The sequence below is a fragment of the Streptomyces sp. URMC 123 genome, from assembly GCF_051386515.1.
In the GTDB taxonomy this organism is placed as follows: domain Bacteria; phylum Actinomycetota; class Actinomycetes; order Streptomycetales; family Streptomycetaceae; genus Streptomyces.
In genome coordinates this window covers 1-25,256 of the sequence record NZ_JBPQTV010000058.1, presented here as the reverse complement: position 1 = coordinate 25,256, position 25,256 = coordinate 1, and the positions used below count along the sequence as shown (strand labels likewise).

The 25,256-nt window shown below is 75.2% G+C and carries 16 protein-coding genes; 14 read left to right on the top strand and 2 right to left on the bottom strand.

The window, feature by feature from the left end; all coding sequences use genetic code 11:
• The first annotated feature begins 332 nt into the window (after window positions 1-332).
• The 4 genes from ACSNOD_RS10295 to ACSNOD_RS10280 all read left to right on the top strand — a co-directional run bounded on the left by ACSNOD_RS10295 (window position 333) and on the right by ACSNOD_RS10280 (window position 4,458).
• Window positions 333-755: a DUF350 domain-containing protein gene (locus ACSNOD_RS10295; RefSeq protein WP_436766515.1), complete on the top strand. Its 423-nt coding sequence runs from the start codon at window positions 333-335 to the stop codon at window positions 753-755.
• A gap of 127 nt (window positions 756-882) precedes the next feature.
• Window positions 883-2,115 (top strand): FUSC family protein, encoded by a 1,233-nt coding sequence (locus ACSNOD_RS10290; protein ID WP_436766514.1) that lies wholly within the window; start codon window positions 883-885, stop codon window positions 2,113-2,115.
• Window positions 2,116-2,262: 147 nt separating this feature from the next.
• Entirely contained in the window at window positions 2,263-3,747 is a 1,485-nt protein-coding gene (locus ACSNOD_RS10285; protein ID WP_436766513.1) for a glycoside hydrolase family 47 protein, read from the top strand.
• 78 nt (window positions 3,748-3,825) lie between these two features.
• Window positions 3,826-4,458: a methyltransferase domain-containing protein gene (locus tag ACSNOD_RS10280; protein ID WP_436766512.1), complete on the top strand. Its 633-nt coding sequence runs from the start codon at window positions 3,826-3,828 to the stop codon at window positions 4,456-4,458.
• A 53-nt stretch (window positions 4,459-4,511) separates the two neighbouring features.
• Here the strand turns inward: ACSNOD_RS10280 and ACSNOD_RS10275 are convergent, their stop codons facing one another.
• On the bottom strand, window positions 4,512-5,390 hold the full coding sequence (locus tag ACSNOD_RS10275; RefSeq protein ID WP_436766511.1) for an NAD(P)-dependent oxidoreductase: 879 nt from the start codon (window positions 5,388-5,390) through the stop codon (window positions 4,512-4,514).
• Between the two features lie 137 nt (window positions 5,391-5,527).
• Between ACSNOD_RS10275 and ACSNOD_RS10270 the strand changes: the two genes are divergently transcribed.
• On the top strand, window positions 5,528-5,905 hold the full coding sequence (locus ACSNOD_RS10270) for a winged helix-turn-helix transcriptional regulator (RefSeq protein ID WP_436766510.1): 378 nt from the start codon (window positions 5,528-5,530) through the stop codon (window positions 5,903-5,905).
• 45 nt (window positions 5,906-5,950) lie between these two features.
• Here the strand turns inward: ACSNOD_RS10270 and ACSNOD_RS10265 are convergent, their stop codons facing one another.
• Complete coding sequence (locus ACSNOD_RS10265; protein ID WP_436766509.1) at window positions 5,951-7,141, bottom strand: FAD-dependent oxidoreductase; 1,191 nt, start codon at window positions 7,139-7,141, stop codon at window positions 5,951-5,953.
• Between the two features lie 76 nt (window positions 7,142-7,217).
• Here ACSNOD_RS10265 and ACSNOD_RS10260 point away from each other — a divergent pair, with 76 nt between their 5' ends.
• The 9 genes from ACSNOD_RS10260 to ACSNOD_RS10220 form a co-directional block, all read left to right on the top strand.
• Window positions 7,218-7,946: a TetR/AcrR family transcriptional regulator gene (locus tag ACSNOD_RS10260; protein WP_436766516.1), complete on the top strand. Its 729-nt coding sequence runs from the start codon at window positions 7,218-7,220 to the stop codon at window positions 7,944-7,946.
• Between the two features lie 137 nt (window positions 7,947-8,083).
• Window positions 8,084-9,943, top strand: a complete 1,860-nt coding sequence (gene asnB, locus ACSNOD_RS10255) for an asparagine synthase (glutamine-hydrolyzing) (protein WP_436766508.1) — start codon at window positions 8,084-8,086, stop codon at window positions 9,941-9,943.
• 453 nt (window positions 9,944-10,396) lie between these two features.
• Window positions 10,397-11,806, top strand: a complete 1,410-nt coding sequence (locus tag ACSNOD_RS10250; protein WP_436766507.1) for an MFS transporter — start codon at window positions 10,397-10,399, stop codon at window positions 11,804-11,806.
• A gap of 116 nt (window positions 11,807-11,922) precedes the next feature.
• Window positions 11,923-13,413, top strand: a complete 1,491-nt coding sequence (locus tag ACSNOD_RS10245; RefSeq protein ID WP_436766506.1) for a non-ribosomal peptide synthetase — start codon at window positions 11,923-11,925, stop codon at window positions 13,411-13,413.
• 151 nt (window positions 13,414-13,564) lie between these two features.
• A complete protein-coding gene (locus ACSNOD_RS10240) occupies window positions 13,565-16,846 on the top strand; it encodes a non-ribosomal peptide synthetase (RefSeq protein WP_436766505.1) in 3,282 nt (1,093 codons plus the stop codon).
• A complete protein-coding gene (locus tag ACSNOD_RS10235) occupies window positions 16,843-18,876 on the top strand; it encodes a non-ribosomal peptide synthetase (RefSeq protein WP_436766504.1) in 2,034 nt (677 codons plus the stop codon). The genes ACSNOD_RS10240 and ACSNOD_RS10235 overlap by 4 nt, the downstream gene beginning before the upstream one ends.
• Window positions 18,877-19,099: 223 nt before the next feature.
• Entirely contained in the window at window positions 19,100-21,109 is a 2,010-nt protein-coding gene (locus tag ACSNOD_RS10230) for an amino acid adenylation domain-containing protein (RefSeq protein WP_436766503.1), read from the top strand.
• Window positions 21,099-24,464 carry a condensation domain-containing protein gene (locus ACSNOD_RS10225; RefSeq protein ID WP_436766502.1) on the top strand — a complete coding sequence of 1,122 codons (3,366 nt, stop codon included), beginning with the start codon at window positions 21,099-21,101 and terminating at the stop codon, window positions 24,462-24,464. The genes ACSNOD_RS10230 and ACSNOD_RS10225 overlap by 11 nt, the downstream gene beginning before the upstream one ends.
• A gap of 250 nt (window positions 24,465-24,714) precedes the next feature.
• Window positions 24,715-25,256, top strand: a 542-nt coding sequence (locus ACSNOD_RS10220; protein WP_436766501.1) for a S1 family peptidase, incomplete at its 3' end; no start/stop codon positions are given.

The following is a 25,256-nucleotide window of genomic DNA, read 5'->3' as shown; positions in this document are numbered from 1 at the left end:
GTCGGCCGCCTCGCCGCCCCGGGAGGCGGCCGACAGCACCAGAGCCCCCGTCACCACCGCGACCAGTACCGCCATCGAACGCCACCACGTGCGTACGGACATGGGTTCTCCTCGACTCCCGAGGCGGAGGACACCTCGTGCGATCCCTGGGAAACCATTGACAGGTCCTCATCATCGACCCCTGGCGCGGGGCCCGAGAAGAGGGCCACGGGCCCGAGCGGAACCGGTGCGGCACGCGGGGCCCCGGCCGGCGGGCCATGCGGTACCTTCATGGCGATCTTTTGACCTGACTTTTGACCTGAGCACGACGCACGAAGGAACACGGACAGCAGATGAGCGACATACTCGACGGGCTCGGCGCGGCCGCCCTCTTCGGCGCCCTGGGCGTGGTCCTGCTGGTGCTCGGCATCGGCCTGGTGGACCTGCTCACCCCCGGCAAACTGAGCCGGCAGATCTGGATCGAGCGCAACCGCAACGCCGCCCTGCTGCTGAGCTCCGCGCTGCTCGGCATCGGCGGCATCGTCTTCACCTCCATCTGGACCACCTACGACACCCTTGGCAAGGGGCTCGCCTCCACCGCGGTCTACGGCCTGCTGGGGCTGGTGCTGATGGCGCTGGCGTTCGTGGTCGTGGACGTGCTCACGCCCGGCAAGCTCGGTGCCCTGCTCGTCGAGGAGGAGCCGCACCCGGCGGTCTGGGTGACCTGCTCGTGCAATCTCTCGGTGGCGGCCGTCGTCGCCGCCTCGATCGCCTGACCGACGGCGCGGGCACTGCGCCGTCCGGGTGGCGTGCGCCGCCACTCGCCCGCTCGGAGCCGCGCGAAGCGAGCGTAACCGGTCACGAACGGGCGTAATCGCGCACGAACGGGGATACATGCACTCCGTGCCGGGAGTGACGAACGTTGTAGACCTCGCATGGTGGCGCCACGACACGGTGGCGGCGCAGACCGTGCGCTGCACGGTGGCGTCCGTGCTGGCGTTCGCCGCCGCGCTGTGGCTCACCGACGAGCCCGCGCCCCTGCTGGCGCCGCTGACCGCCCTGCTGGTGGTCCAGGTCAGCCTGTACGCCACGCTGACCTCCGGGCTGCGGCGCGTGGTCAGCGTGGTGGCGGGCGTGCTCATCGCCTCCGCGTTCAGCGCCCTGGTCGGCATGAGCTGGTGGAGCCTGGGGCTGCTCATCCTCGCCTCGCTGGTGCTCGGTCATCTGCTGCGGGTGGACGAGTTCGTCCCCGAGGTGGCGATCAGCGCCATGCTGGTGCTCGGTGTGGCCCATGTGGCGCAGACGGCGTGGGGCAGGGTGGCCGAGACCCTCATCGGCGCCGTGACGGGCGTGATGTTCAACGCGTTCGTGGCGCCGCCGGTGCTGGTGCAGCCGGCGGGCGAGGCCATCGAGGACCTGGCCGGGCGGATGCGGGCCCTGCTCAAGCGGATCGGCCGCGAGGTGGACCAGGGCGCCACCCGGGACCAGGCGGCGAACTGGCTGTTCGAGGCGCGCGCGGTCGACAACGACATCGCGCGGGTGGACGCCGCGCTCAATCGCGCGGACGAGAGCATGCGGCTCAACCCCCGGGTGCGCCAGGGCATGCTCACCCGGATCGTGCTGCGCAGCGGGCTGGACACCCTGGAGATCTGCGCGGTGGTGCTGCGCACCCTGTGCCGGTCGATGACGGACCTGTCGACGGAGCGGGAGGGCCAGCGGGTGTACTCCGGGGAGGTGGCCACCGCCCTCGGGGTGCTCTGCAACCATCTGGCCGACGCCGTCGACAGCTTCGGCCGGCTGATCACGGCCCAGGTCAGCGCCAACGCCGAGCAGGCCGAGGAGGAACTGGCGCACGCCCTGTCCTGCGGCCGGGAGGACCGGCAGATCATCGCGGGGCTGCTGGTGGCGGAGCGGGAGCGGGAGCCGGAGCGGTGGGAGCTGCACGGCGCGCTGCTGGCCAACATCGACCGGCTGCTCAACGAGCTGGACACGCAGAAGCGGTCGCAGTGGCTGGCGGAGGAGCTGGACCGGGTCTCGCAGTTGCGCCCGCCGCGGCGCACCCCGCTGCACCGGGCGGTGGGCCGCCTCCAGGCGCTGGTCGACCGCGTCTGGGGCCGCCGCCGCCCGGGCTTCTGACCCGGCGGGCCCCCGGGGGCGGCCGTGCCCGTGAGCGCTGCCGGGGGCGCCCCGTGTCACCCCCGGGGCGGACCCTCGCGGTCGGAGGGCCGCGCTCGTGATTCGATACCGGGAAATCGCGCTCCCATCACTTAATGTCTGGGAGCCATGGGACTTCATCCGCTTTCGCCCGGGACGGCCGGGGCGGCCACCGCTTCCGGACGGCCGGCGCCACGCCGGCGGGCCCTGCTCGGGGCCGCCGCGGTCGGCGCCGGCGCCGCGCTGGGCGCGGTCGCGCCGACGGCCCACGGCACCCTCGCCGGTGCCCGGCGCCGCCCGGAGGTCGCGCCGCTCGACGACGCCGCCGTGGCCCGGGAGATCCGCGAGGAGTTCCTGCACAGCTGGTACGGCTATGTGAACACCGCCTGGGGCTACGACGAGATCCGTCCGGTCAGCGAGGGGCGCAACGACTTCTTCGTCCGGGGCCGGACGTTCGGGCTCTCCATCGCCGAGGCGCTGGACACGCTCCATCTGATGGGCGAGGACCACGAGGTCCAGCGCTGCTGTGCCTGGCTGGAGAACGAGCTGGACGTGGCGCAGGACGCCGATGTGCACGTCTTCGAGATGATCATCCGCATGGTCGGGGGGCTGCTCGCGGCCCACCTGGCGACCGGGCGCAAGGCGCTGCTGGACCGCTGCCGGGAGCTGGCGAACCGGCTGCTGCCGGCGTTCACCGCCTCCCCCACCGGCATTCCGTTCACCCGGGTCAATCTCCGTACGGGCGCGGTCAGCGGTTCGGACGTACCGCTGGCGGAGGTGGGCACGAATGTCATGGAATTCGGTCTGCTGTCCCGGCTGACCGGCGATGCCAAGTACTACGACGCGTCGATGCGGGCGTATCGGGCGGTCATGGCCCGGCGCAGTTCGCTCGATCTGCTCGGCACCCGGATCAACGCGGAGAACGGGCGCTGGACCCAGACGGACTCCATCGCGCCCAATCCCCCGGTGGACTCGTTCTACGAATATCTGTGGGCCGGCGGGGAGCTCCTCGGCGACGCCCAGTTGCTCTCCTGGTACCGGACGCTGACGGACGCCGTGCTCAAGCGGCAGGCGTACCAGGAGGGCGGCCGGCTGTGGTTCCAGCGGGTCGATCCGGCGACGGGCGCCCGGCGCGGCAGCCGCCAGTCGGAGCTGGGCGCCTTCTACGCGGGTCTGCTCGCCAAGGGCGGCAACATGACGGAGGGGGTGGCCTTCTACCGCTCCTGGACCGATGTGCTGAAGGTCTACCCCGTGCTGCCGGAGGAAATCGACCCCGCCGGGCTCGCGCCGGCCCACCGCGCCAATGATCTGCGGCCGGAGTACGTGAACTCCTCGTTCGACCTGTGGCAGCTCACGGGCGAGTCCGTGTACAAGGAAACCGCCTATGCGTATTTCACGGCGATGCGGGAACATCTGCGGGTCGCGAACGGCTACACCGTGGCCAGTGACGTCACGACGCGGCCCATGAAGCTCGGGGACCTGACGCCGGGTTGGTGGTTCGCGGAAAACCTCAAATACCTGTATCTGATCTTTTCGCGGTGCCCCCGCTTCGACTATGCCAAGGGACTGCTCTCCACGGAGGGCAAGGTCCTGCGGGGCTTCCTGCCCGGCTGACCGTCGCCGCCACGGTGGGTCGGCGGTCCCGCCGGGGCGGGAGATACGGCCCGAGGGGCGGATGTTAGCTTCGCTCCCGTGGTGGAGCATCAGGATGAGACCAGGGCGGCCTACGACGGGATCGTCGAACTGTACGCGTCGATGTTCGCCGACCGGCTGGAGACCCAGCCGTTCGCGCGGGCCATGGTGAGCACCTTCGCCGAGCTGGTGCGCGGGACGGGCAACCCGCGGGCGGCCGACGTCGGCTGCGGTCCCGGCCACCTGACGGCCATGCTGCACGACCTGGGGCTGGACGCCTTCGGGCTCGACCTCTCCCCGGCCATGGTCGACCACGCCCGGCGGGCCCATCCGGCGCTGCGGTTCGACGAGGCGCGGATGGAGGCCCTGCCGGTGGAGGACGGCGCGCTCGGCGGCGTGCTGGCCCACTACTCGATGATCCACACACCTCCGGGCGAGCTGCCCGCGCTGCTCGCCGAACAGGCGCGCGTTTTGGCACCGGGTGGCCTGCTCCTGGTCTCGTTCTTCGCGACCGACGGGCCCGATCCGGTCCGCTTCGACCACAAGGTGACGCCCGCCTACAGCTGGCCGGCGGACCGGTTCGCCGAGTTGCTGGCCGGGGCCGGGTTCGTCCCGTTCGCCCGGCTGCTCCACGACCCGGCCTCCGAGCGGGGCTTCCTCGACGCGCACATGCTGGCCCGCGCTCCTCGGTGATCCATCCGGTGGCGGCGGGCCGCCGGCGGGCCGGTCGTGCGGCCGCACGGCGCTCAGCCCGGCTGCTTGATGCTCTCGATGATGCGGGCGAAGCCCTCCTCTCCGTGACCGGCGTCGATCTGCCGTCGGATGAGCCGCTGGACCATGGCGACCACCTCGGTGCTGATGCCCTGGTCGGCACTGGCGGCCAGGATGTGGCCGAGGTCGGAGAAGAGGAGGCTCTGCTGCCTCTCGACGGTGTAGTCACCGCCGTCGACGACCTCGGCGAACCCCTGGAAGGCGCCGGTCATGGCGGTCAGCCACGGGGCGGCCCGGGTGGCGAACTCGCTCGCCGTCACGCCGACCGGGGCGACCATGGCGGCACCGTGCAGGAATCCGGCGAACATGACGTACATGCCCGCGAGGAGGGCGAGGTCGTACAGGGACGCGAGCCCGGCGTCCTCGCCGAAGTAGGTGCTGGCTCCCCACAGTTCGAGCAGCGGCTCGTACTGGTGGAAGACATCGGCCGATCCGCTGTAGAGGACCGATGACCCGGGCCGGCCGATCATGTGCGGCACGGCCATGATGCCGCCGTCCAGATACGCGATCCCGGCGCGGGCGGCCCAGGCGGCCAACTCCCGCGACTCGGCCGGGGACGTCGTGGTGACGTTGATCAGAGTTCGTCCGGCCAGCTCGTCGGCGAGCGGATCGAGCACCTCGTGGACCGATGCGTGGTCCAGCAGGCACGCGATCACCAGCCGGCCGGACCTGACCGCGTCGCCGGCCGTGGCGGCGACCTGCGCGCCCCGGGCCACGAGGGCGTCCGCCTTCCCCGGTGTGCGGTTCCAGACCGTGGTCGCGTGGCCGGCCTTCAGCAGGGCGTCCGCGAGAGCGCTGCCCATCGCGCCCAGCCCGAGAACGCTCACCTGGACGCTGTTGTTGTTGGTCGTCATGTGCCGTGATTCCTCTTCGAGTTCGTTCGTCGGCTCGTTCGTTCTCCTTGATCCTCGCCGCTGCCGATAGGGTTGACCAGTACGGACTAATTAGTGGGGTACTCACCTGAAGGTAAGTACCGCCAGGAGGGGGCGGGATGGCACCGACGGCACGACGTGGTCCCTACTTCTGCGGCATCGACGCGGCGATGGACGTGGTCGCCGGCAAGTGGAAGTCGCTGATCCTGTGGGAGCTGCACCACTACGGAACCCGCCGGTTCGCCGAGCTACGCCGCGGCCTGCCGGGCGTCAGCGAGAAGATGCTGATCCAGCATCTGCGGGAGATGGAGGAGGACGGGCTCGTGCACCGCGAGGTGTACCACCAGGTGCCACCGAAGGTGGAGTACTCCCTGACGGAGCACGGCGTCTCGCTCAACGCGGCGTTGGCCCCCTTGGCGCAATGGGGCACGGAGCGCATGCGGCGGATCGGAGCGGAGAAGGTCTCCGTCGACGCGCCCCCTCCGGCCCGCCGATAGCGGCGGCGGGCCGTCGGGCCCGGGCACCGGCCTCGCGTGGGCGGTTTACGACGCGTCCCGTAGGGCGCCGTGAGTCGGCGGGGCGGTCGGCGGCTCCGGGGGGCTCAGTACCGTCAGGAGCTGCCGGGCCGCGTCCGGGCCCATGAGGAGGGCGTGGATGCGGGCGGATTCGCGTGCCGCCTCCTCGGCGCGGGGGAACATCGCCGTCTCGTAGCGGTGCGCGGCGGCGTCGGGGTCGTCGGGGCTCGCGGCGATCGCGAGAGCGAGTTCCGCTCCGTCGAGCAGGGCCATGTTCGCGCCGAGGCCGACGGGCGGCATCAGATGGGCGGCGTCGCCCAGGAGGGTGACGCCGGGCACGTGGGGCCAGGTGAGGCCGATCGGCAGGGCGGTGACGGAGCGGGAGACGACGGTGTCGTCGCACGCGTCGATGAGTTCCGTGAACCGCGGGTCCCAGTCGGCGAACCGCTCCTTGAGCAGGGCCCGGGCGCGGGCCGGGTCATCGAGGTCGATGCCGCAGGTGGCGAGCCAGTCGTCGGGCCCCCGGAAGGTGAGGTGGACGCGCACGCGGCCGTCGCCGTTGCGCTGCGCGGCCAGTGCCCGGCCGGGACCCAGCGCCCAGTAGTTGCCGCGCCCGACCATGGCGGCCAGGTCGGGCCGGGTGCGGTCGATGTCGGGTATGCCCAACTCGAAGCTGTGGGCGCCGAGATGCGCCGGCCGAGCGTCGGTGACGAGGGGGCGCACCCGCGAGTTGCCGCCGTCCGCGCCGACGAGCAGGTCGCACTCGGCGGTGCCGCCGTCGGCGAAGTGCAGGCGGTGGCGGCCGTCGGGCAGTGCCGTGGCGCGCCGGAAGGCGCGGCCCCAGGCGACCGTGTGCGCGGGCAGGGAGCCGAGGAGCATCGCGCGCAGGTCCGCGCGGTCGACCTCGGGTCGGTCGAGCGGGGCGTCGTCGGGGGTGTCCTGCCGCAGCAGGAGTTCCCCGGTGTGGTCGAGCAGGCGCAGGTCCTGGCCCTCGCGCCGGGCCACGGCGAGGAACTCCGCCTCCAGGCCGGCCTCGCGCAGCGCGCGTTGGCCGCTGTCGGGGTGGAGGTCGAGCATGCCGCCCTGGGCGCGGGCGGCGGGTGAGGCGTCGCGTTCGTACACGACGGCTTCGATGCCGTGCCGGTGCAGCACGCGGGCGAGGACGAGGCCGGCGGGCCCGGCTCCGACGATGGCGATGCGCGGGTTCGTGCGCGTCATGGTGCGCTCCTTTGTCGATACACTGTATTGCACAATACACTGTATCGATCACGAGGGAAGAGGGGTGATGGAGCACATGCTCATCTGGGAGCGGCCCGAGCCGCCGGCACGGTCGACACCGAGCCCGCTGGACCGCGAGCGGATCGTGCGGGCCGCGATGCGCCTGGCGGACGCCGACGGACTGGAGGCGGTGTCGCTGCGCAAGGTCGCGGCGGCCCTGGACGCGGGGCCGATGCGGCTCTACCGCTATGTGGACACCAAGGAGGAACTCCTCGATCTGATGGTGGACGCGGTCTACGGGGAGATCCGCGTGCCGGAGCCGACGGCCGGCGACTGGCGGGCGAGGGTGCGGTCCCTCGCGCGCGGCACCAGGGACGCCGCCCTCCGCCATGAGTGGTTCGCCGACCTCCTCGGCGGACGCCCGCATCTGGGACCCGCGGCGATCGGCCACCTGGAGGCGACCGCGGCCGCGCTGCGCTCCGCGCCCGGCCTGGGCGACGACGCGAGCGCCCTCATGCGGTCCATGGAGACGGTGAACGCGTACGTCCTCGGCGTGATCCGGCACGAGATCGCGGACCGGCGCGCGGAGCGCGCCAGCCGCCTCACGGAACAGCAGTGGCAGGCGGCGGCCGGCCCGTACCTCAACCGCGTACTCGCGTCCGGCGCCTATCCGACGCTCGCCCACATCGTCGCGAACGCCGCGCAGCGGGACCCCGCCGCGGCGTTCGACACGGGCCTGGACATGCTGCTGGAGGGCATCGCGGCCGCCTCTCGAAGCGGGCCCGGCACCACGACCCAAAATTGATGGTTGGCACATACACCTACTTGGGCGTACGGTGATCACTCCAGTCGGTCCGGCGACCCCCGGGCCGTACGACGGGGGCAACTCGTGCTCCGGACACACCCATCCGGGGCCGCCGATCGGAGAAGGAGACCACACCCATGTGCGGTATTGCCGGATGGATCGCCTACGACCGCGACCTGACCCGCGAGCGGTCCACCCTCGACGCGATGACCGAGACGATGCTCTGCCGCGGCCCGGACGCCGGCGGCGTATGGCTCGACCGGCACGCCGGGCTCGGCCACCGCCGGCTCGCCGTCATCGACCTCGAGGGCGGCAAGCAGCCCATGACCGCCGAGGGCGACGGCCGCACGCTGCTCGCCATGACGTACAGCGGCGAGGTCTACAACTACCGGGAGCTGCGCACCGAGCTGAAGGGCCTCGGCCACGCCTTCCGCACCGACAGCGACACCGAGGTCGTGCTGCACGCCTACCTCGAGTGGGGCATGGACTTCGCCACCCGCCTCAACGGCATGTTCGCCTTCGCCATCTGGGACCCGCGCGAGCAGGAACTGCTGCTGGTCCGCGACCGGATGGGCATCAAGCCGCTCTACTACTACCCGACGTCCGACGGCGTGCTCTTCGGCTCCGAGCCCAAGGCGATCCTGGCCCACCCGTCGGTGCGGCCGGTGGTGGACGCCGAGGGGCTCGCCGAGCTCATCGCCGTCACCAAGACGCCGGGGCACGCCGTCTTCCGGGGCATGTACGAGGTCAAGCCCGGCCACATCGTACGGGTGCGGCGCGAGGGCCTGACGCACCACCGCTACTGGGCGCTGGAGGCGGCCGAGCACACCGACGACACGGAGACCACCGTGCGGCGGGTGCGCGAGCTGCTCGACGACATCGTGGCCCGCCAGCTCATCGCCGATGTGCCGCTGTGCACCCTGCTCTCCGGCGGCCTCGACTCCTCCGCGATCACCGCGCTGGCCGCCCGGCAGCTCGGCGCCCAGGGGCAGGGCCCGGTGCGCTCGTTCGCCGTCGACTTCGCCCGGCAGGCGGAGAACTTCCGGCCGGACAGCCTGCGCGGCACCCAGGACACCCCGTTCGCCCACGCCCTGGCCGAGCACGCCGGCACGGACCACACCGACATCGTGCTGGACACCGCCGATCTGATGAACCCCGCGCACCGCGCCGCGGTGCTGACCGCCCGCGACCTGCCGGTGGGCCTCGGCGAGGGCGACACCTCGCTGTACCTGCTGTTCAAGGCGATACGCGAGCGCTCGACGGTGGCCCTCTCCGGCGAGTCGGCCGACGAGGTCTTCGGCGGCTACCGCTGGTTCCACGACCCGCGGGCGGTCAACGCGGACACCTTCCCGTGGCTGGCGGACAACGCGGTCTCGGCCTTCTCGGGCGCCGGAGCGGACCGCGGCCGGCCCGCGCTGATCGACTCCGCGCTGTTGGCCAAGATCGACCTTCCCGGATACGAGAAGGCCCGCTACCGCGAGGCGCTCACCGAGGTGCCCCACCTCGACGGCGACGTCCCGCCGCTGGAGCGGCGGATGCGCGAGGTCAGCTATCTGCACCTGACCCGCTTCGTCCAGTTCCTCCTGGACCGCAAGGACCGGGCCAGCATGGCCGTCGGTCTTGAGGTCCGGGTGCCGTTCTGCGACCACCGCCTGGTCGAGTACGTCTTCAACACCCCCTGGGCCATGAAGACCTTCGACGGCCGCGAGAAGAGCCTGCTGCGCGCCGCCACCCGCGACGTGCTGCCGCAGTCCGTGGCCGACCGGGTCAAGAGCCCGTACCCGAGCACGCAGGACCCGCAGTACACGACCGCGCTGCGGGGCGCGCTGAACGAGGTGCTCGCCGACAAGAACGCGCCCGTGCACGAGCTGCTGGACTCCGCGGCCGCCGCCGAGGCGCTCGCCGACGAGTCGGGCACCGCCTTCCGCACCGGCAGTGAGCTGGTGCTCAGCCTCGACCACTGGCTGCGCCGCACCCGGCCCACCCTGGAGGTGTGACGGCCCGGGGCCCGACCCCGGCGCCCGACGGCCCGCGGTCCGGACCCGGCGCCACGACGCCACCACCCATGACGACGCCCGTCGCCCCACCCCCGGGGGCGGCGGGCGTCTTGGCGTTCGCGAACCCCCCACGTCCCGTAAAACACCCATATGTGTCCCGCACCTCACGAGGCGTCAGGGACGTCCGCAAGGCGACCAGGGATGTTCGATTTTCGGACAGTGCCGGAACGGGGACAATCGCCCCGTCGGCGCTCGCCGCGTCGACGCAGGTCAGCGGGCGGCGGCGGGGCCTGCCGGGCCGGGCGCGGGCCCGGGGCGCCCCTGGAGTTCATTCGGCCGCTGACGGCAATCAACCAAAATCTTCCGGCATCGATCGACTGGCACCACAGATACTGTCCTGAAACATGCTTCCCGCTTTGACTCTTCCCCAACAGGAAGTCAAACATCGGCCAAATGAGCGATTGTCACCAGAGCGGGCGGAGTGGCCTGTTGAAGCACCGGGATTTCCGTCTGCTGCTGTCGGGAGCGGCGGCGAGCCAAATCGGTGCCCAGGTCACCCTGGTCGCCCTGCCGCTGGTGGCGGTGCTCGAACTCGACGCGCCCGCCTTCCAGGTGGGGCTGCTCACCGCCGCCGAGACGGCCGCGTTCCTGCTGGTCGGACTGCCGGCGGGGGCCTGGCTCGACCGGATGCGGAAGCTGCCCGTGCTGATCCGCGCCGATGTGGTGCGGGCGGTGGCCATGGCCAGTGTGCCGCTCGCCGCCGTCGCCGGGGCGCTGACCATGGCCCAGCTGTACGCGGTCGCCCTGATCACCGGCGTGGCCACGGTCTTCTTCGACGTCGCGCACCAGAGCTATCTGCCGGCGCTGCTTCCCAAGGACCGCCTGGTGGAGGGCAACGGCGCGCTGGAGACGGTGCGTTCCTCGGCCCAGGTGGCGGGCCCCGGCCTGGGCGGCGGCCTGGTCCAGGTCGTCGGCGCCCACCTGGCCATCGTCGCCGACGCCATCGGTTACGCCGTCTCCGCGCTGTTCCTGCTCGCCATCCGCCACCGGGAGCCCGCGCCCGAACCGGTGCCCGGCGCGTCCCTGCGGAAGGACATCGGCGAGGGGCTGAGCTTCGTCCTCCGCCAGCCGCTGCTGCGGGTCATCGTCACCACCACGGGCCTGGGCAACTTCTTCTCCGCGCTGCTGCTCGCGGTGCAGACGGTGTTCCTGGTGCGGGTGCTGGAGCTGCCGCCGGCCGCCATCGGGCTGATGCTCTCCGCCTCCGCGGTGGGCGGGCTCGCCGGGGCGCTGTGCGCCGGGTGGCTGGCCCGGGTCCTGGGGCAGGCCCGCATCATCTGGCTGTCCTCGCTGGTCACCGGCCCGTTCGCGCTGCTGTGGCCGCTGTCGGGCCGCGGCACGGCCGCCATCTGGTACGCGGTGGGCTCGGGCGTCGTCTTCTTCGGCGCGGTGGTCTACAACGTCGCGCAGGTCAGCTTCCGTCAGACGCTGTGCCCGCCGCGGCTGCTGGGCCGGATGAACGCCACGGCCCGCTTCCTGGTCTGGGGCACCATGCCGCTCGGCGCGCTGGCGGGCGGGGCGATCGCGGGGGCCGCCGGGCCGACGGCGGCGGTGTGGGTGTGCGCGCTCGGGTTCCTGCTGGTGCCGCTGCCGCTGCTCTGCTCGCCCCTGCGGACCATGCGGGATCTGCCGGAGGCGCCGGACGACCCGGCGGGCGGAGCGACCGGCGCCGCGGGTGCCACCGATGCGGCCGGTGCGGCCGGTGCGGCACGCGGCGGCCGGGGCGAGGGCGACTCCGGCGACGGTCCCGGCGGCCCGGGCAAGGGCGAGGGCGAGAGAGCGCCGGCGGCCTCCGCCGGCTGAGCTCGGCCTGCCGTTCCGGCCGGGCCCGGCCCGGCCGCCGGACCGCCGCCCGCCACGGCCGCCCGCCCTTCGGCCGCCCACCACCACCGCGCGTCGCCACCACCAGAGAGGAAACCGTGCGACACAGCATCACGACCCAGTACCTCGACCGCTACGAGCGCCTGGTCACCGGCGCCGGCGGCGACCCGGGCGACCCCGGGGCGCCGCTGCCGGTCACGGGCGCGCAGCGCCGGTTCATCCTGGTCCGCTCGCTCGACCCGAACGGCCGCCCGGACGTCGTACCGCTCTTCTTCGCCTTTCCGCGCGGCACCGTGGACGTCGCCCGGCTGACGGCGGCGGCCGGCCATGTCGCCGCGCTGCACCCGGCCCTGCGGGCCCGTCCCGAGGTCGTCAGGGGCACGCCCGTGCAGCGGCTGGGCGCGCCCGAGGTGCCGGTCGCCCGCGTGGCGCCGGGTCCGGGCGAGGACCTCGCCGGCGCGCTGCGCCGGGCCCTGGCCGCCTGGCCGGCCCAGGGGTCGCCGCTGCGGCTCTTCCTCGCCTCGGGCGGCTCGGACAGTGAGGGCGGCCCGAGCGCCTCGGACGGCTCGGGTGCCTCGGACGGCTCGGGTGCTTCAGGTGCCTCGGGCGCCTCGCACGGCGAGGCCGCCGGCCCGGGCCCCGACGAGGAGGTGCTCGCCATCGCCCTCGACCACGTGGCCTGCGACGGCCAGTCGCTCTCCCGCATCACCGAGGAGCTCGGCGCCGCGTACGCCGCCGGCCTCGGGCCGCTCGACGTGGCGCCCGACCAGGCGGAGCGGGAGCGGTCCGCGTACCGGACGGCCGTCCTGCTCCAGTTGGAGGCGGAGGCGCGGGCCGGCGACCCGGCCGCGCTCGCCTACTGGGGCGAGCGGCTGCGCGCCGTCAGCAGCCGCGCCCCACGCCCCGCGGGCCCGACCGCCCACGCCACTCCCACCGGCACCACCGGCACCGGCGGCCGGCTGCCCACCGGCGCCGCCGAGCTGCGGCTGACCGTCCCCGGCGGCAGCGCGGCCCGGCTGCCGTTCCCCGCGCTCCTGGACGCCTGCACGGCCGCCGCCGGAGCGCTGTACGGCGCCGGGCACACCGTGCCGCTCGGCTATCCGTGGGGCGGCCGCCCCGCCGGCGCGCCCCCGGTCATCGGCTGCTTCCTCAACACCGTGGTGCACCCGGCCGCGACCACCGCCGCGGGCGCCGCGAACGGCGCGGAGGGGGCGGACCGCGCCGCCGCGCTCGCCGACGCCTGGTGGGACGACCTCGACCGGGCCGACGCCCCCTTCGACGAGGTCGTGCACGCGGCCCGCGCGGCCGGCGCCACCTGGTCCGGGGCGCTCGACGGGATGCTCACCGTCGACGACACCGGCCGCAGGGCGCCGCTGCGCCTGGGCGGCGTCACCGGCCGCGAGGTGCACGTCGACGGCCGCCCGGTGCGCGCCCCCTTCGCGGTCTCCGTCGCCCACGGCGAGGAACTGCTGGTGCGCATGGTCTGGGACCGCGCCGTCACCGCCGAGCACGCCGCGCTCGACGCCTTCGACCGCCTGGCCGCCGCGCTCCGCGGCCGCCTGCCGGAACCCGCCGTACACGGCGGCTGAGCCACCGGGCCGGAGCGGCGCCCCACCGGCGCGCCCTCCCCCGGCCGGCGCCGCGCCCCCGCACGGGGCGCGCCGCCACGCAGGAACCGGCACCGGGCCGACCGCCCGGGGCCGGCACACACCATCGATCCGACGACACCAGGGATGGCCGATGTTCGCCCTCTCCTCCTCGCAGGAGATCGTCTGGCTGCACGAACAAGTGCACTCAGGAAGCCGCGCCTACAACTTCACCGCCGTGCTGGACCTCTGGGGAGCGCTCGACGAGCAGGCGCTGCGCGCCGGGCTGGCCGCGACCCTGGACCGGCACCCCGGCCTGCGGCTCGAACTCGTCGCCGTCCCGGGCGACGTGCCCGGCCAGCGGGTCGCCGAGGGGGTCGCCCCCGACTACCGGAGCGTGGACCTCTCCGGCGAGGCCGACCCCGAGGCCGCCTTCCAGGCGCTGCTGCGCACCGAGGCCGAGACCCCGCTGGACACCCACCGGGCGCCGCTGCTGCGCTGGACGCTGGTCCGCCTGGCCGAGGGGCACCACCGGCTGGTGCACATCGAGCACCATCTGGTCCACGACGGGCACTCCTTCGCGATCCTGCTGGAGGACGTCTTCACCGTGTACGCGGCGCGGGTGCGCGGCGAGCGGGTGGAGCTGCCGCCGGCCCCCTCGTACGCGGACCACGTCCGGACCGCCGCGGCGCGCGACCGGGCCGCCGAGCGCGCCGAGTCCCTGGCGTACTGGGAGAAGGAGCTGCGCGGCGCCGACTTCGACCTGCCGCTGCCCGGTCTCACCCGGCCGGGGGCCACCCGGCGCCACCACGGCGGGCAGCTGCGGCAGTCCATCGGCGCCGACCTGGCCGAGCGGCTGCGCGCCCACGCCCGGGAGCGGGGCCACACGCCGTTCGCCACGCTGCTCGGCCTCTTCTCCGAGTTGCTGCGCCGGCACAGCGGGCGGCCCGAGACGGTCATCGGCACCGCCGTCGGCAACCGCCCGCAGGGTCACGAGCAGACGGTGGGGATGTTCGTCAACACCATCCCGCTGCGGCTGCGGCCGGCCCCCGAGGAGTCGGCCGAGGAGGCGATGGACGAGGTCACCGACACCCTCATCCGGGCCCTGCCGCACCAGGAGGTGCCGGTGCAGGAGCTGACCCGGGCGCTGGGGCTGCACACCAGCGGCGCCGACAACCCGCTGTTCAGCGTGATGTTCAGCGCCCATGACGCGGTGCTGCCCGAGGTCGACACGCCGGGTCTGGAGGTGTCCCTGTTCGAGGGGTTCAACACCGGCACCACCCGCTTCGACCTGGACGTCGTGCTGCTGCCGGACGACCGGCGGGGCGTCAACCCGCGCCGGGGCGCGGCCGGCATGACGCTGGTGTGGGACTACGACGCCGACCTCCTCGGCGAGGACGTGGCGCGGCTGCTCGCCGGGCGGCTGCTGGATCTGCTGCGGGCGTATCTGGACGACCCCGAGGCGCCGTTGGCCTCGCTGGCCGCGCACCGCGAGGAGGCCGCCGACGCGTCGTCCGGCGCCCTCGCTGCCGTTACGGGATCGGTTTCCGGTACGGCCACGGGCTCCGGTGCCGGTACGACCGCGGGCTCGGCTTCCGGTACGACCGCCCCTGGCGCGGCCCCGCAGCCGCCGGCCGGGGTGCTCGACCCGGCCGCCCGGCACGACCCCCAGCTGCCCGCGCTGCTCATCGGCGCCCGCCAGATCACGTACGGCGACCTGGACCGCCGGGTGGCCGAGCTCGCCGACGCGCTGAAGGCCGCCGGTGTGCGCCCCGGCCAGCCGGTCGCCGCGGTGCTGCCGCGCGGCGTCGACTCGGTGGTGGCGCTGCTGGCGTGTCTGCGCGGCGGCGCGGTGTACGCGCCGCTCTCCCCCGGCGACCCGGCGGCCCGCCTGGCGCTGCTGCTGGAGCGGCTGCGCCCCGCGCTGGTGCTGACCACCGCCGAGCACGCGTCGCTGCTGCCCGCCGACGGACCGCCGGTCGCGACGCTGGACGGCGCCGCCCCGGCGGCCTTCCCCGCCGCGGTGGACGCCGCGGTGCTGGAGGGGACGGCGTACATCATCCACACCTCCGGCTCCACCGGTGTGCCCAAGCCCGTGGCCGTCGGCCCGCGGCCGCTCGCCGAGCACATGGTCGCCACCGCCGAGCGGTTCGCCCTCACCCCGGGCGACCGGGTGCTGCTCTTCGCCCAGCCGTCGTTCGACGTCTCCCTCGAGGAGGTGCTGCCCACGCTGCACGCCGGCGGCTGCCTCGTGGTCCCCGAGCGCGAGGTGCCGACGGGCCCCGAGCTGATCGAGCTGCTCGCCCCCGCCCGCGTCACCGTCGCCAACCTGCCGACCAGTTACTTCCTCGCCACCCGCGCGGAGCTGTGCGCGGCGCTGGCCGAGGGGCGCTGGGCGCCCCGGCTGATCGCGCTCGGCGGCGAGCGCATCCCCGCCGACGCGCTGCGCGGGCTGCTCGACGTCACGGGCGCCACGGTACTCAATGTGTACGGCGTCACGGAGGCCGCCATCAGCTCCACGGTCCACGAGGTCTCCCGGGACGACCTGGTGGCGGGCGCCGAGATCCCGCTCGGCACCGAGCTGCCGGGCGAGCGGGTGCACGTCCTCGACCGGGGGCTGCGGCCGCTGCCGCCGGGCGCCGTCGGCGAACTGGCCATCAGCGGCGTCGGCCTGGCCGAGGGCTACCTCGGCAACGAGGAGACCACCGCGGCCCGCTTCGTCCGCCCCGAGGCGCTGGGCGGCGCCCGCGTGTACCTCACCGGCGACCTGGGCTTCCGGGACCTCTCCGGGCGGCTGTGCTTCCTGGGCCGCCGCGACAACCAGATCAAGCTGCGCGGCTACCGCATCGAGCTGGAGGAGATCGAGGCGGCCGCGTCGGCCGTGCTCGGCGGCCGGTCGTGCGCGGTGGTGCTGGACCGCGAGTCCCCCGGCGGCCCCCGGCTGATCGGCTTCCTGGAGGCCGACACCGAGCCCGACCAGCGGGAGCTGCACACCGCCCTCGGCCGGCGGCTGCCCGGCGCGCTGGTGCCGGGCCGCTGGGTGCGGCTCGACGCCATGCCCACCCTGGCCGGCGGCAAGCCGCACCGCGCGGCGCTGGCCCGGCTGGCCGCCGAACTGCCCGTCGCCGCCACGGCGGCGGACGCGGCCGGCGGCGCGGCGGACGAGGCGCCCGAGTCCTTCGACGACCCGGCGCAGGAGCTGCTCGCCGAGGGCTGGCGCGAGGTGCTCGGCCACGGCCGCTTCGCCGCGTCCTCCCACTTCTTCGAGGTCGGCGGGCACTCCCTGCTCGCCGCTCAGCTCGCCGCCTGGCTGGAGCCGCGCCTGGGCGCCCGCCCGCCGCTGCGCCTGCTCTTCCAGAACCCGGTGCTGGCCGACCAGGCCCGCGCCCTGACCGCCGTCGGCACGACGACGGCCGCGCCCACGGAGTCGATATGACCGAGATGACCGAACTGACCGACGTGACGAATGCGGCAGGCGTGACGGACGCCGACGTGACCGATGCGACGGTCGTGACCGACGTGACGGCCGTCCGCGAACACGGCGAGCCGTCGGCCCCCGTGCCGAGCGTCGCGCACGGCGGACCCGTGCCCGCCGCCCCCGCCCCGGGCGACACCGTCCTCGCGTGGTACGAGCACTGGGTGGCCCGTACGCCGGACGCCACCGCCGTGGTCGACGGCGAGCGCATATGGACGTACGGCGAACTGGACGCCGCCGCCGACGCCGTGGCCGACGCGCTGCGCGAGCGGGTGCGCCCCGGGGACATCGTCGGCGTCTGCCTGGACCGCTCCGCCGCGCTGGTCGCCCTGGCCATCGCCGTCGCCCGGCTCGGCGCCGTCTACCTCCCCCTCGGGCCGCGGCCCGGCGAGCGCCGGCTCGCCGCCGTCACCGAGAACCTGCGGGTCGCCTGTCTGATCGGCGAGCCCGACCTGCTGCCGGAGACCCACCGGTCGGCCGAGCGGCTCGCCCTGCCGCTGCCCGTCGAGGGCGCCAACGCCCCGGCGAACGCCGTCGCCGCCTTCGGCCCCTCCCCCGAGGGCGCCAGGGGCGCCGAGCCCGGCACCCTCTACACCGTCCTCACCTCCGGTTCCACCGGCACGCCCAAGGCCGTCGCCGTCTCCGACCGCTCCCTGGGCGCCCTGCTGCGCTGGCACCGCGAGCGCGTGGGCCTCGGCCCCGGCGACCGGCACAGTCTGCTGATCGGCGTCGCCTTCGACCCGCACCTGCTGGAGCTGTGGGCCCCGCTCGTCTGCGGCGCGGCCCTGTGCGTCGCCCCGGACGCCGTCCGCTGGGACCCCGCCGCGCTGACCGACTGGCTGCGCGACGCCGCCGTGACGGTGTGCGTCTCCGCCACCCCGCTGAGCGAGCCGCTGCTGGACCGGCCGTGGCCGCGGGACCTGGCGCTGCGTCACCTCTACATCGGCGGCGACCGGCTGCGGCGCCGCCCCGGCCCCGATGTGACGGCCACCGTGCACAACGTGTACGGCCCGGCCGAGGCCACGGTGATCACCACCACGTACGCCATGCGCCCCGGGACGACCCCGGCCGGCGCGGAGACGGACGCCCCGCCCATCGGACGCCCCCTGGCCGGCTCGGTCGTGTGCGTCACGGGCGCCGACGGTGAGGTCGTGCCGCGCGGCGAGTCCGGCGAACTGTGGATCGGCGGCGACTGCCTGGCCCTGGGCTACCTGGACGAGGAGCTGACCGCCCGGCGCTTCGTCCCGCCGCCGGGCGACGTCACCGGCACGGCGCGGATGTACCGGACGGGCGACCGGGTGCGGATGCTGGCGAACGGGGAGCTGGAGTTCCTCGGCCGCCTCGACGACCAGGTCAAGGTCAGCGGTGTGCGCATCGAACCGGCCGAGGTCGAGGCCGCGTTCGAGCACGACGCGCGGGTGCGGCGCGCGGTCGTCGCCGCGCGCCGGTCCGCCGACGGCACCACCCGGCTCGTCGCCTTCGTGCTGCCCTCGCCCGGCGCCCGGCCCACGGCGGCGGAGCTGCTGCCCGGAGCGCGGGCCTGGCTGCCGGAGCAGGCGGTGCCCGCCACCGTGCGCCTGGTCGACGGCTTCCCGCTCGACGCCAACGGCAAGGTGGACCGGGCGGCGCTGCTGGCCGCGGAGGAGGAGGCGGAGAAGGCGGGTACGGGGGCACGCGATGCGACCGGCGCCACGGACGCCGCGGCCGCCCCGGTGGCCGGCGAGGACGAGGCGGCCGGGCCGGTGGAACGCATGGTGCTGGGCCTCTGCCGCGAGCTGCTGGAGCGCCCCGAGCTGACCCTGTCCGACAACTTCCTGGCCGCCGGCGGCAACTCGCTGGCCGTCGCCCGGCTGCTCACCGCCGTCGAGAAGGAGTACGGCGTACGGCTGCGGGCGCCGCAGGCCCTGCGCCAGCCCGATCTGCGGGGGCTGGCGGCGCTGATCGAGAAGCGGGTCGCGGCGGGCGCCGCGTCGGCGGGGAGCGGGGCCTGAGATGACCTCGCTCCTCGAAACGCCCGGCGAAGGCCGTGCGGCGACAACGCCCGACCACGGACCGCCCCCGGCGGAGCCCGTGACGGGCGGGTCCGTAACCGACGGGCCCCTAGCCGACGAGTCCGTAACCGCCCGGCCCGCGGCCGACGGGGCCGCGACGGGCCGGGCCACGGCCACCGCCCCGTACGACCGTCTTCCGACCGACCGTCGAAAGGAACACGCCGTGTTCGCCGATCGACTCTCCGCCGTGCCCGGCGGGCTGCCGGGCCTGGTCGCCCATCACGCGCGCCGGACCCCCGACGCGCTGGCCGTGACCGACGGCGACACCGCCCTGACCTACCGTCTGCTGGTCGGCGCCGCCCGGCGGCTCGCCGCCGAGCTGGGCGCGCGCGGGGTGCGGCCGGGCGACGCCGTGGGCCTGCTCACGGCGCGCTCGGCGCGCACCGTCGTCGCCCAGCTCGCCCTGTGGTGGGCGGGCGCGGCCTGCGTCCCGCTGGACGCCTCGCACCCCCGCCCCCGCATCGCCGCGATGCTCGCCGACTCCGGCGCCGAACTCGTCCTGGGCGACAAGGAGATGCTGGAGGTCGCCGCCCCGGCCGGGACCCGTACGCACGTCCTGTCCGACGAGACCACCGCGCACCCGGGCGACCTCGGCGACCTGGCCGCGGACCCCGCCCCGTACGACGCCGGGGCCACGGCCCTGGTGATGTTCACCTCCGGCTCGACCGGGCGTCCCAAGGGCGTGGCCATCACCCACGGCGGCATCGCCGAGCTGTTCACCGCGCCGGACTACCTCACCATCACCCCCCGCGACCGGGTGCTGTTCCACTCCGCGGGCACCTTCGACGCCTCCACCTTCGAGGTCTGGTGCGCGCTGGCCAACGGCGCGGCGGTGGTGGTGTCCACCGCCGACCGGCCCTCGCTCGAGGAGCTGGCCCGCGACGTCGAACGCCACGGCGCCACCGTCGCGTTCTTCACCACCGCGCTCTTCCACCAGCTCGCGGCGCGCCGCTCGCGCCTCTTCGGCGTGCTGCGCACGGTCGTGGTCGGGGGCGAGGCGCTGGCCGCCCGCCCGGCCCGCGAGGTGCTGCGGGCGTTCCCCTGGCTGGAGCTGATCAACGGCTACGGCCCGACGGAGACCACCACCTTCGCCACGGTGCACCGGGTGACGGACGCCGACTGCGACGCGCCGCCGCCCATCGGCCGGCCCGTGGCCGGGGCCACGGCCCATGTGTTCGACGCGGCCGGCGAACCCGTGCCGGCCGGTGCGATCGGTGAACTGTGGGTGGGCGGTTCGCGCCTGGCCCGGGGCTACATGGGCCTGCCGGAGACGACCGCGGAGCGCTTCGTCGACCACCCGGCGCACGGCCGGCTCTACCGCACCGGCGACCTGGTGTCCGCCCGCGCCGACGGCACGCTCGACTTCCACGGCCGCTGCGACGACCAGGTGAAGGTGCGCGGCTTCCGGATCGAGCCCGGGGAGGTCGAGCACGCGCTGCGCGGCCAGCCGGAGGTGGCCGACGCGGCGGTGGCGGTGCGCCGGCCCGCGCCGGACGACGCCCGCCTCGCCGCCTTCGTGGTGCCGGCGCCGGGGCCGCTGCCCCGGCCGGAGACCCTGCGGGCCCGGCTCGCCGAAACGCTCCCCCCGCACCTGGTGCCGGACGAGTGGACGGTCGTGGACCGGCTGCCGCTGACCCCGGCGGGCAAGGTGGACCGCCGGGCCCTGGTCGGGGAGACGGCGCCGGCGGAGGACGGTGCCGGGCCCGCCGGAAGCGGGACCGCCGACGGCAGCGGGGCGGCCGACACGTCGCCCGCGTCTGTCGTGGGCGTGACCCCCGTTGACGAAACGACACGCGCGGAGAACGAGGGCGCGGCCTCGGCCGACCGGTCGGACGAACCGGACACGGACGCCACCCCCGCAGCACAGGGGGGCCTCTCACCCATCGAGGAGGCCGTGGCCGACGCCTGGAGCCGCTCGCTGGAGCGCCCGGTCACCAGCGCGGACGCCGACTTCTTCCCCCAGGGGGGCCACTCCCTCCTCGCCCTCGCCGTCGTCGACGACCTGCGCGAGGACCTGGGGGTCGAGCTGACCCTCGCCGAATTCTTCGCCACCCCGACCGTGGCCGGCCAGGCCCGGCTCGTCGAGCAGGCCCTGATCGCCGAGGTCGGCGCCGGCGGCCACGACCGCGCGGACGCCACCGCGGCCACGCTGGAGGACAGCCATGCCCACTGAGACCCACGCCGCCACGGCGGACGACGCGCGGGCGCGCCAGGAGGCGCTGCTGCGGCGGGCCCGCTCCCGGGCGGGCGGCCGTACGGGGGCCGATGCCCCGGCGTCGCGCACGCCCGCCGCCGAGCCGGGTGCCGACCGGAGTGCCGAGCAGGCTCCGGCGTGGCGGGGCGCCGCTCCCGCCGCCCCCACGGGCGGCCCCACTGAGGACGCGGCCCGCGCCGCGGCGCAGGGCGCGGCCGGCCAGGACGCCCCGGGCGCCCCCCTCTCCCGCGCCCAGCGCCGCATGTGGCTGATGGACCGCCTCGGCCAGGGCGGCGCGCTCTACAGCGTGCCGTTCGCCACCCGCGTCCGCGGCCCGCTGGACCTCGACGCGCTGGGCACGGCGCTCACCGCCCTCGTCGCCCGCCACGAGGTGCTGCGCACCCGCTACCGGCAGCACGGCGACGAGCCGTACCAGGACGTGGCCGCCCCCGGCCCCGTACCCGTCGAGGTCCTCGACGCGCCCTCGGGAAGCGTCGAGCCGCTGCTCGCCGAGGCCCGTAAGCCCTTCGACCTCGCCGAGGGCCCCGTACTGCGGGCCCTGGCGCTGCGGCACGGCCCGCGGGACCACACCGTGATGCTGACGCTGCATCACATTGCCGTCGACGGCCCGTCGCTGGACGTCGTCGTCCAGGAGCTGGCGGAGCTGTACGCGGCCGCCCGCGAGGGCCGCCGGGCCGCGCTGCCCGCCGCGCCCCAGTACGCCGACTTCGCCCGCCGCGAGCACGCGGACGGCGAGCGGCTCGCCGAGGGGCTGCGCCACTGGGCCGAGCGGCTCGCCGGCGCCCGCCCGCCGTCCCTGCCGCGCCCCGCGGTGCCGGCCGCCCCGGCGGACCGGGGCGCGCGGTCCCATGCCGCGCCGCTGAGCCCCCGGGTGCTGGAGGGGCTGCGCGAGGTCGGCCGGCGGCACCGCGCCACCCTGTTCACGGTCGTGCTCACCGCCGCGTTCGCCGCGCTGCACCGGCTGACCGGCGAGGACGACCTCGTCATCGGCTGCGCCAGCACGCACCGCGAGGGCTCGGCGATGCGCGGCCTGGTCGGCCTGTGCGTCAACACCCTGCCGCTGCGGGTCGACGTCTCCGGTGACCCCGCCTTCGGCGAGCTGCTCGACCGGGTGCGGGACACGCTGCTCGAAGCGCAGAACTACCGCTCGACGCCCTTCGATCTGGTGGTCGAGCGGCTCGGGGCGGCGGCCCGCGGCCGGGACGGCACCCCGCTGGTGCGGGTGACCGCCGATGTGCTGCGGGAGCCGACGGCGCTGCGGCTGCCGGGCACCGAGGGCGAGGCGGTGGACGTCGACCCGGGCGCCGCGAAGTTCGATCTGACCTTCGCCGTGGAGGAGGCCGAGGCCCCCCGGTGCCTGCTCCAGCACGCGCGGACCGCGCTCGACGAGGAGACCGGCGAGCGGCTGCTCGCCGGGTTCGCCACGCTGCTGACCGCCGTGGCCGAGACGCCGGACCGCGCGCTGTCCGTGCTGCCGGGGGCGGCCTTCCCGGCCACCGCCAGCGCGAACGGCACCACGGGGCCCACCGAGGCCACCGGGGCCACCGGGCTCACGGGACCGGCCGTGCACCCGGTGGAGGAGTGCCTGCTCACCCACCCCGATGTCGCCGAGGCGGCGGTGCTGGTGCCGGCCGACGGCGGCGGGTCGCTGGCGTACGCGGTCGCGCGACGCATCGGCGGCGCGTCCCCGACGGAGCTGCGGGCGTACGTACGGTCACGGCTGGCGCCGGAGTTGGTGCCCGCGGCCGTGATGCTGCTCGACGCGATGCCGAGGACGGCGGGCGGGGCGGTGGACGCGGGGCGGCTGCCCGGCGCGCCGGCGGCCGCCGTGGCCGTGGGGGCCACGGGGGCCGTTACGGCGAGTGCGGCGGGCTCGGTGGGCGAGGCCGGCGCGCCGCCCGTGGCCGGGGGCGGGGCCGGTCACAGCGCCGTCGGCGGCCCGGCCGGGTCGCCGGAGGGAGCCCGCCCGGCGGGCGCCGGCGAACCGCGGGGCAACGGCTCCGACACCACAGCGGGAGCGGCCGCCGCCGAGCGGCTGACGGCCGTGACCGACGCGTTCGCCGAGCTGCTCGGCCACCGGCCGGGCCCCGACGACGACTTCTTCGTGCTCGGCGGCCACTCCCTGGTGGCCGTGCAGCTCGCGGAGCGGCTGCGCACCTCCCAGCAACTCCCCCTGACCGGGCTGGACATCATGGAGCAGCGCACCCCGCTCGCCCTGGCCGCCCTGCTCGACGCCCGGGCGGCCGAGCGGGACGAGGCGCGGGCCCGGCGCGACGCGGCCGAGGCCCACCGGAAGGCGTCCGCGGCGGCCGGCGCCGCGGCCGGGCGCCGCGGCGCCCGCGAGGGCACGGTGCTGGTCACCGGCGGCACGGGCGGCGTCGGCGCGTTCGTGATCCGCGAACTGGCCGCCCGGGGCACCCCCGTACGGGCGCTGGCCCGCCCCGAGTCGGCCCACCGGCTCTTCGCCGGCGGCGTCGCGGGCGCGGGCGCGGGCGCGGGCGCGGAAGGGGCCGGAAACGGAGTCGCCGAGGCCGTCGAGGTCGTCGAGGTCGTCGAAGGCGATCTGTCCGACCTGGACAGCCTGCGGGCGGCCATGGAGGGGGTGGACGCGGTCATCCACGCCGCGTGCACCTTCACCCGGCCCGAGGTGGACGTCGCCGCGATGCGCGCCCTGGTGGACTCCTGGCGCGGCGGCAGCTTCGTCTTCGTCAGCAGCGTCGACGCCTACGGCCGGCCGGAGACGGCGGAGGTGGCCGAGGGCGCGCCCAGCACGGAGCCGCTGAGCCCGTACGGGCGCGCGAAGCTGGAGTGCGAGCGGATGCTGATGCGCGCGGCGGGCACCGACGGGCGGGGCGGGGCGAGCGCGGTGCGCTCCCCCATCGTGTGGGGCGCGCACCACCGCCTGCGCGAGCAGCTCCGCTGGGGTGCCACGGGGCGGCTGTTCCAGGCCGCGCTCTCCGGTGAGCCGATCGTACTGCCGGAGCCGGGCACCGCCGGGCAGGCGTGGTACGGCGCGCCCTGGGTGCACGCCGCCGCCCTGGCGCGGGCGCTGGCCGTCTGCGTCGAGGCGCCGGTGCACGGCGTGGCGAACGCGGTCGGCGGCCATGTGGCGTGGTCCGACTTCGCGGCGGAGCTGGTGCGGCTGCTGGGCAGCGGCAGCGAGATCCGCCGCGCGCCGGAGGTCCACGGCGACCTGGACCACCGGTGGCACTACCGCGCCGACCGGCTGGCCGCGCCGCTGCGCGAGCGGGCGGGCGAGGACTGGCGGACGGTGCTCGCGTCGATGGTGGAGGAGGAGACCGCCGGGGCGTGAGGGGCGCTCGGCGCCCGGGCGCCGTGAGTGGAGAGCCGGAGCCGCGCACGGGGGACGTGCGCGGCCTCGGCCGTTTTTGTCCAGTTGCCCTCACTCGTTGGTGAGTTGAGGCCACCCCGGCGCGAAATTTTTTCGTCGGCCGTTGAGCAGTGGAGGCAGAGCGTCCGTATCAGGGGGTGCACCAGGCAACAGGGGCATCACGCGACACGCCCGACCCCACTGGGAGGTCACTGAGTTGAACCACCGACGTGTGAACAAGCGGACCGGATTGATCGCCGGAGCGGCGGCCGTGGCACTCGTGGGGGCGGCGATCCTGCTGCCCCACGCCAACGCCAGTGACGACCGGCCGCCCGAGGCGAGAGCATTCGCCGCGCAGGACGCCACGCGGATCGGCCGCGCGCTGGCCGCGGACCTCGGTGACGGCGCCGCGGGCTGGTACTACGACGGCGGGACGAAGCGGCTGGTGGTGAACGTCGTCGACGACAAGGCGGCCGGCCGGGTACGGGCCGAGGGCGCGGTGGCCCGCGTGGTCCCGAACAGCATGGCCAGCCTCACCTCGGCCACCCGGACGCTGGGCGCCCGCGCCGCGGTGCCGGGCACGGCGTGGTCGATCGACCCCAGGACCAACAAGGTCGTCGTGATCGCGGACCGCACGGTCGGCGGCGCGAAGCTCGACCAGCTCACGAAGGTGACGAAGGAACTGGGCGGCACGGTGACGGTGCGGCGCTCGTCGGGAGAGTTCAAGCCGTTCCACGACGGTCCGCGCGGGGGGACGGGGGGTACGGCGGGTTC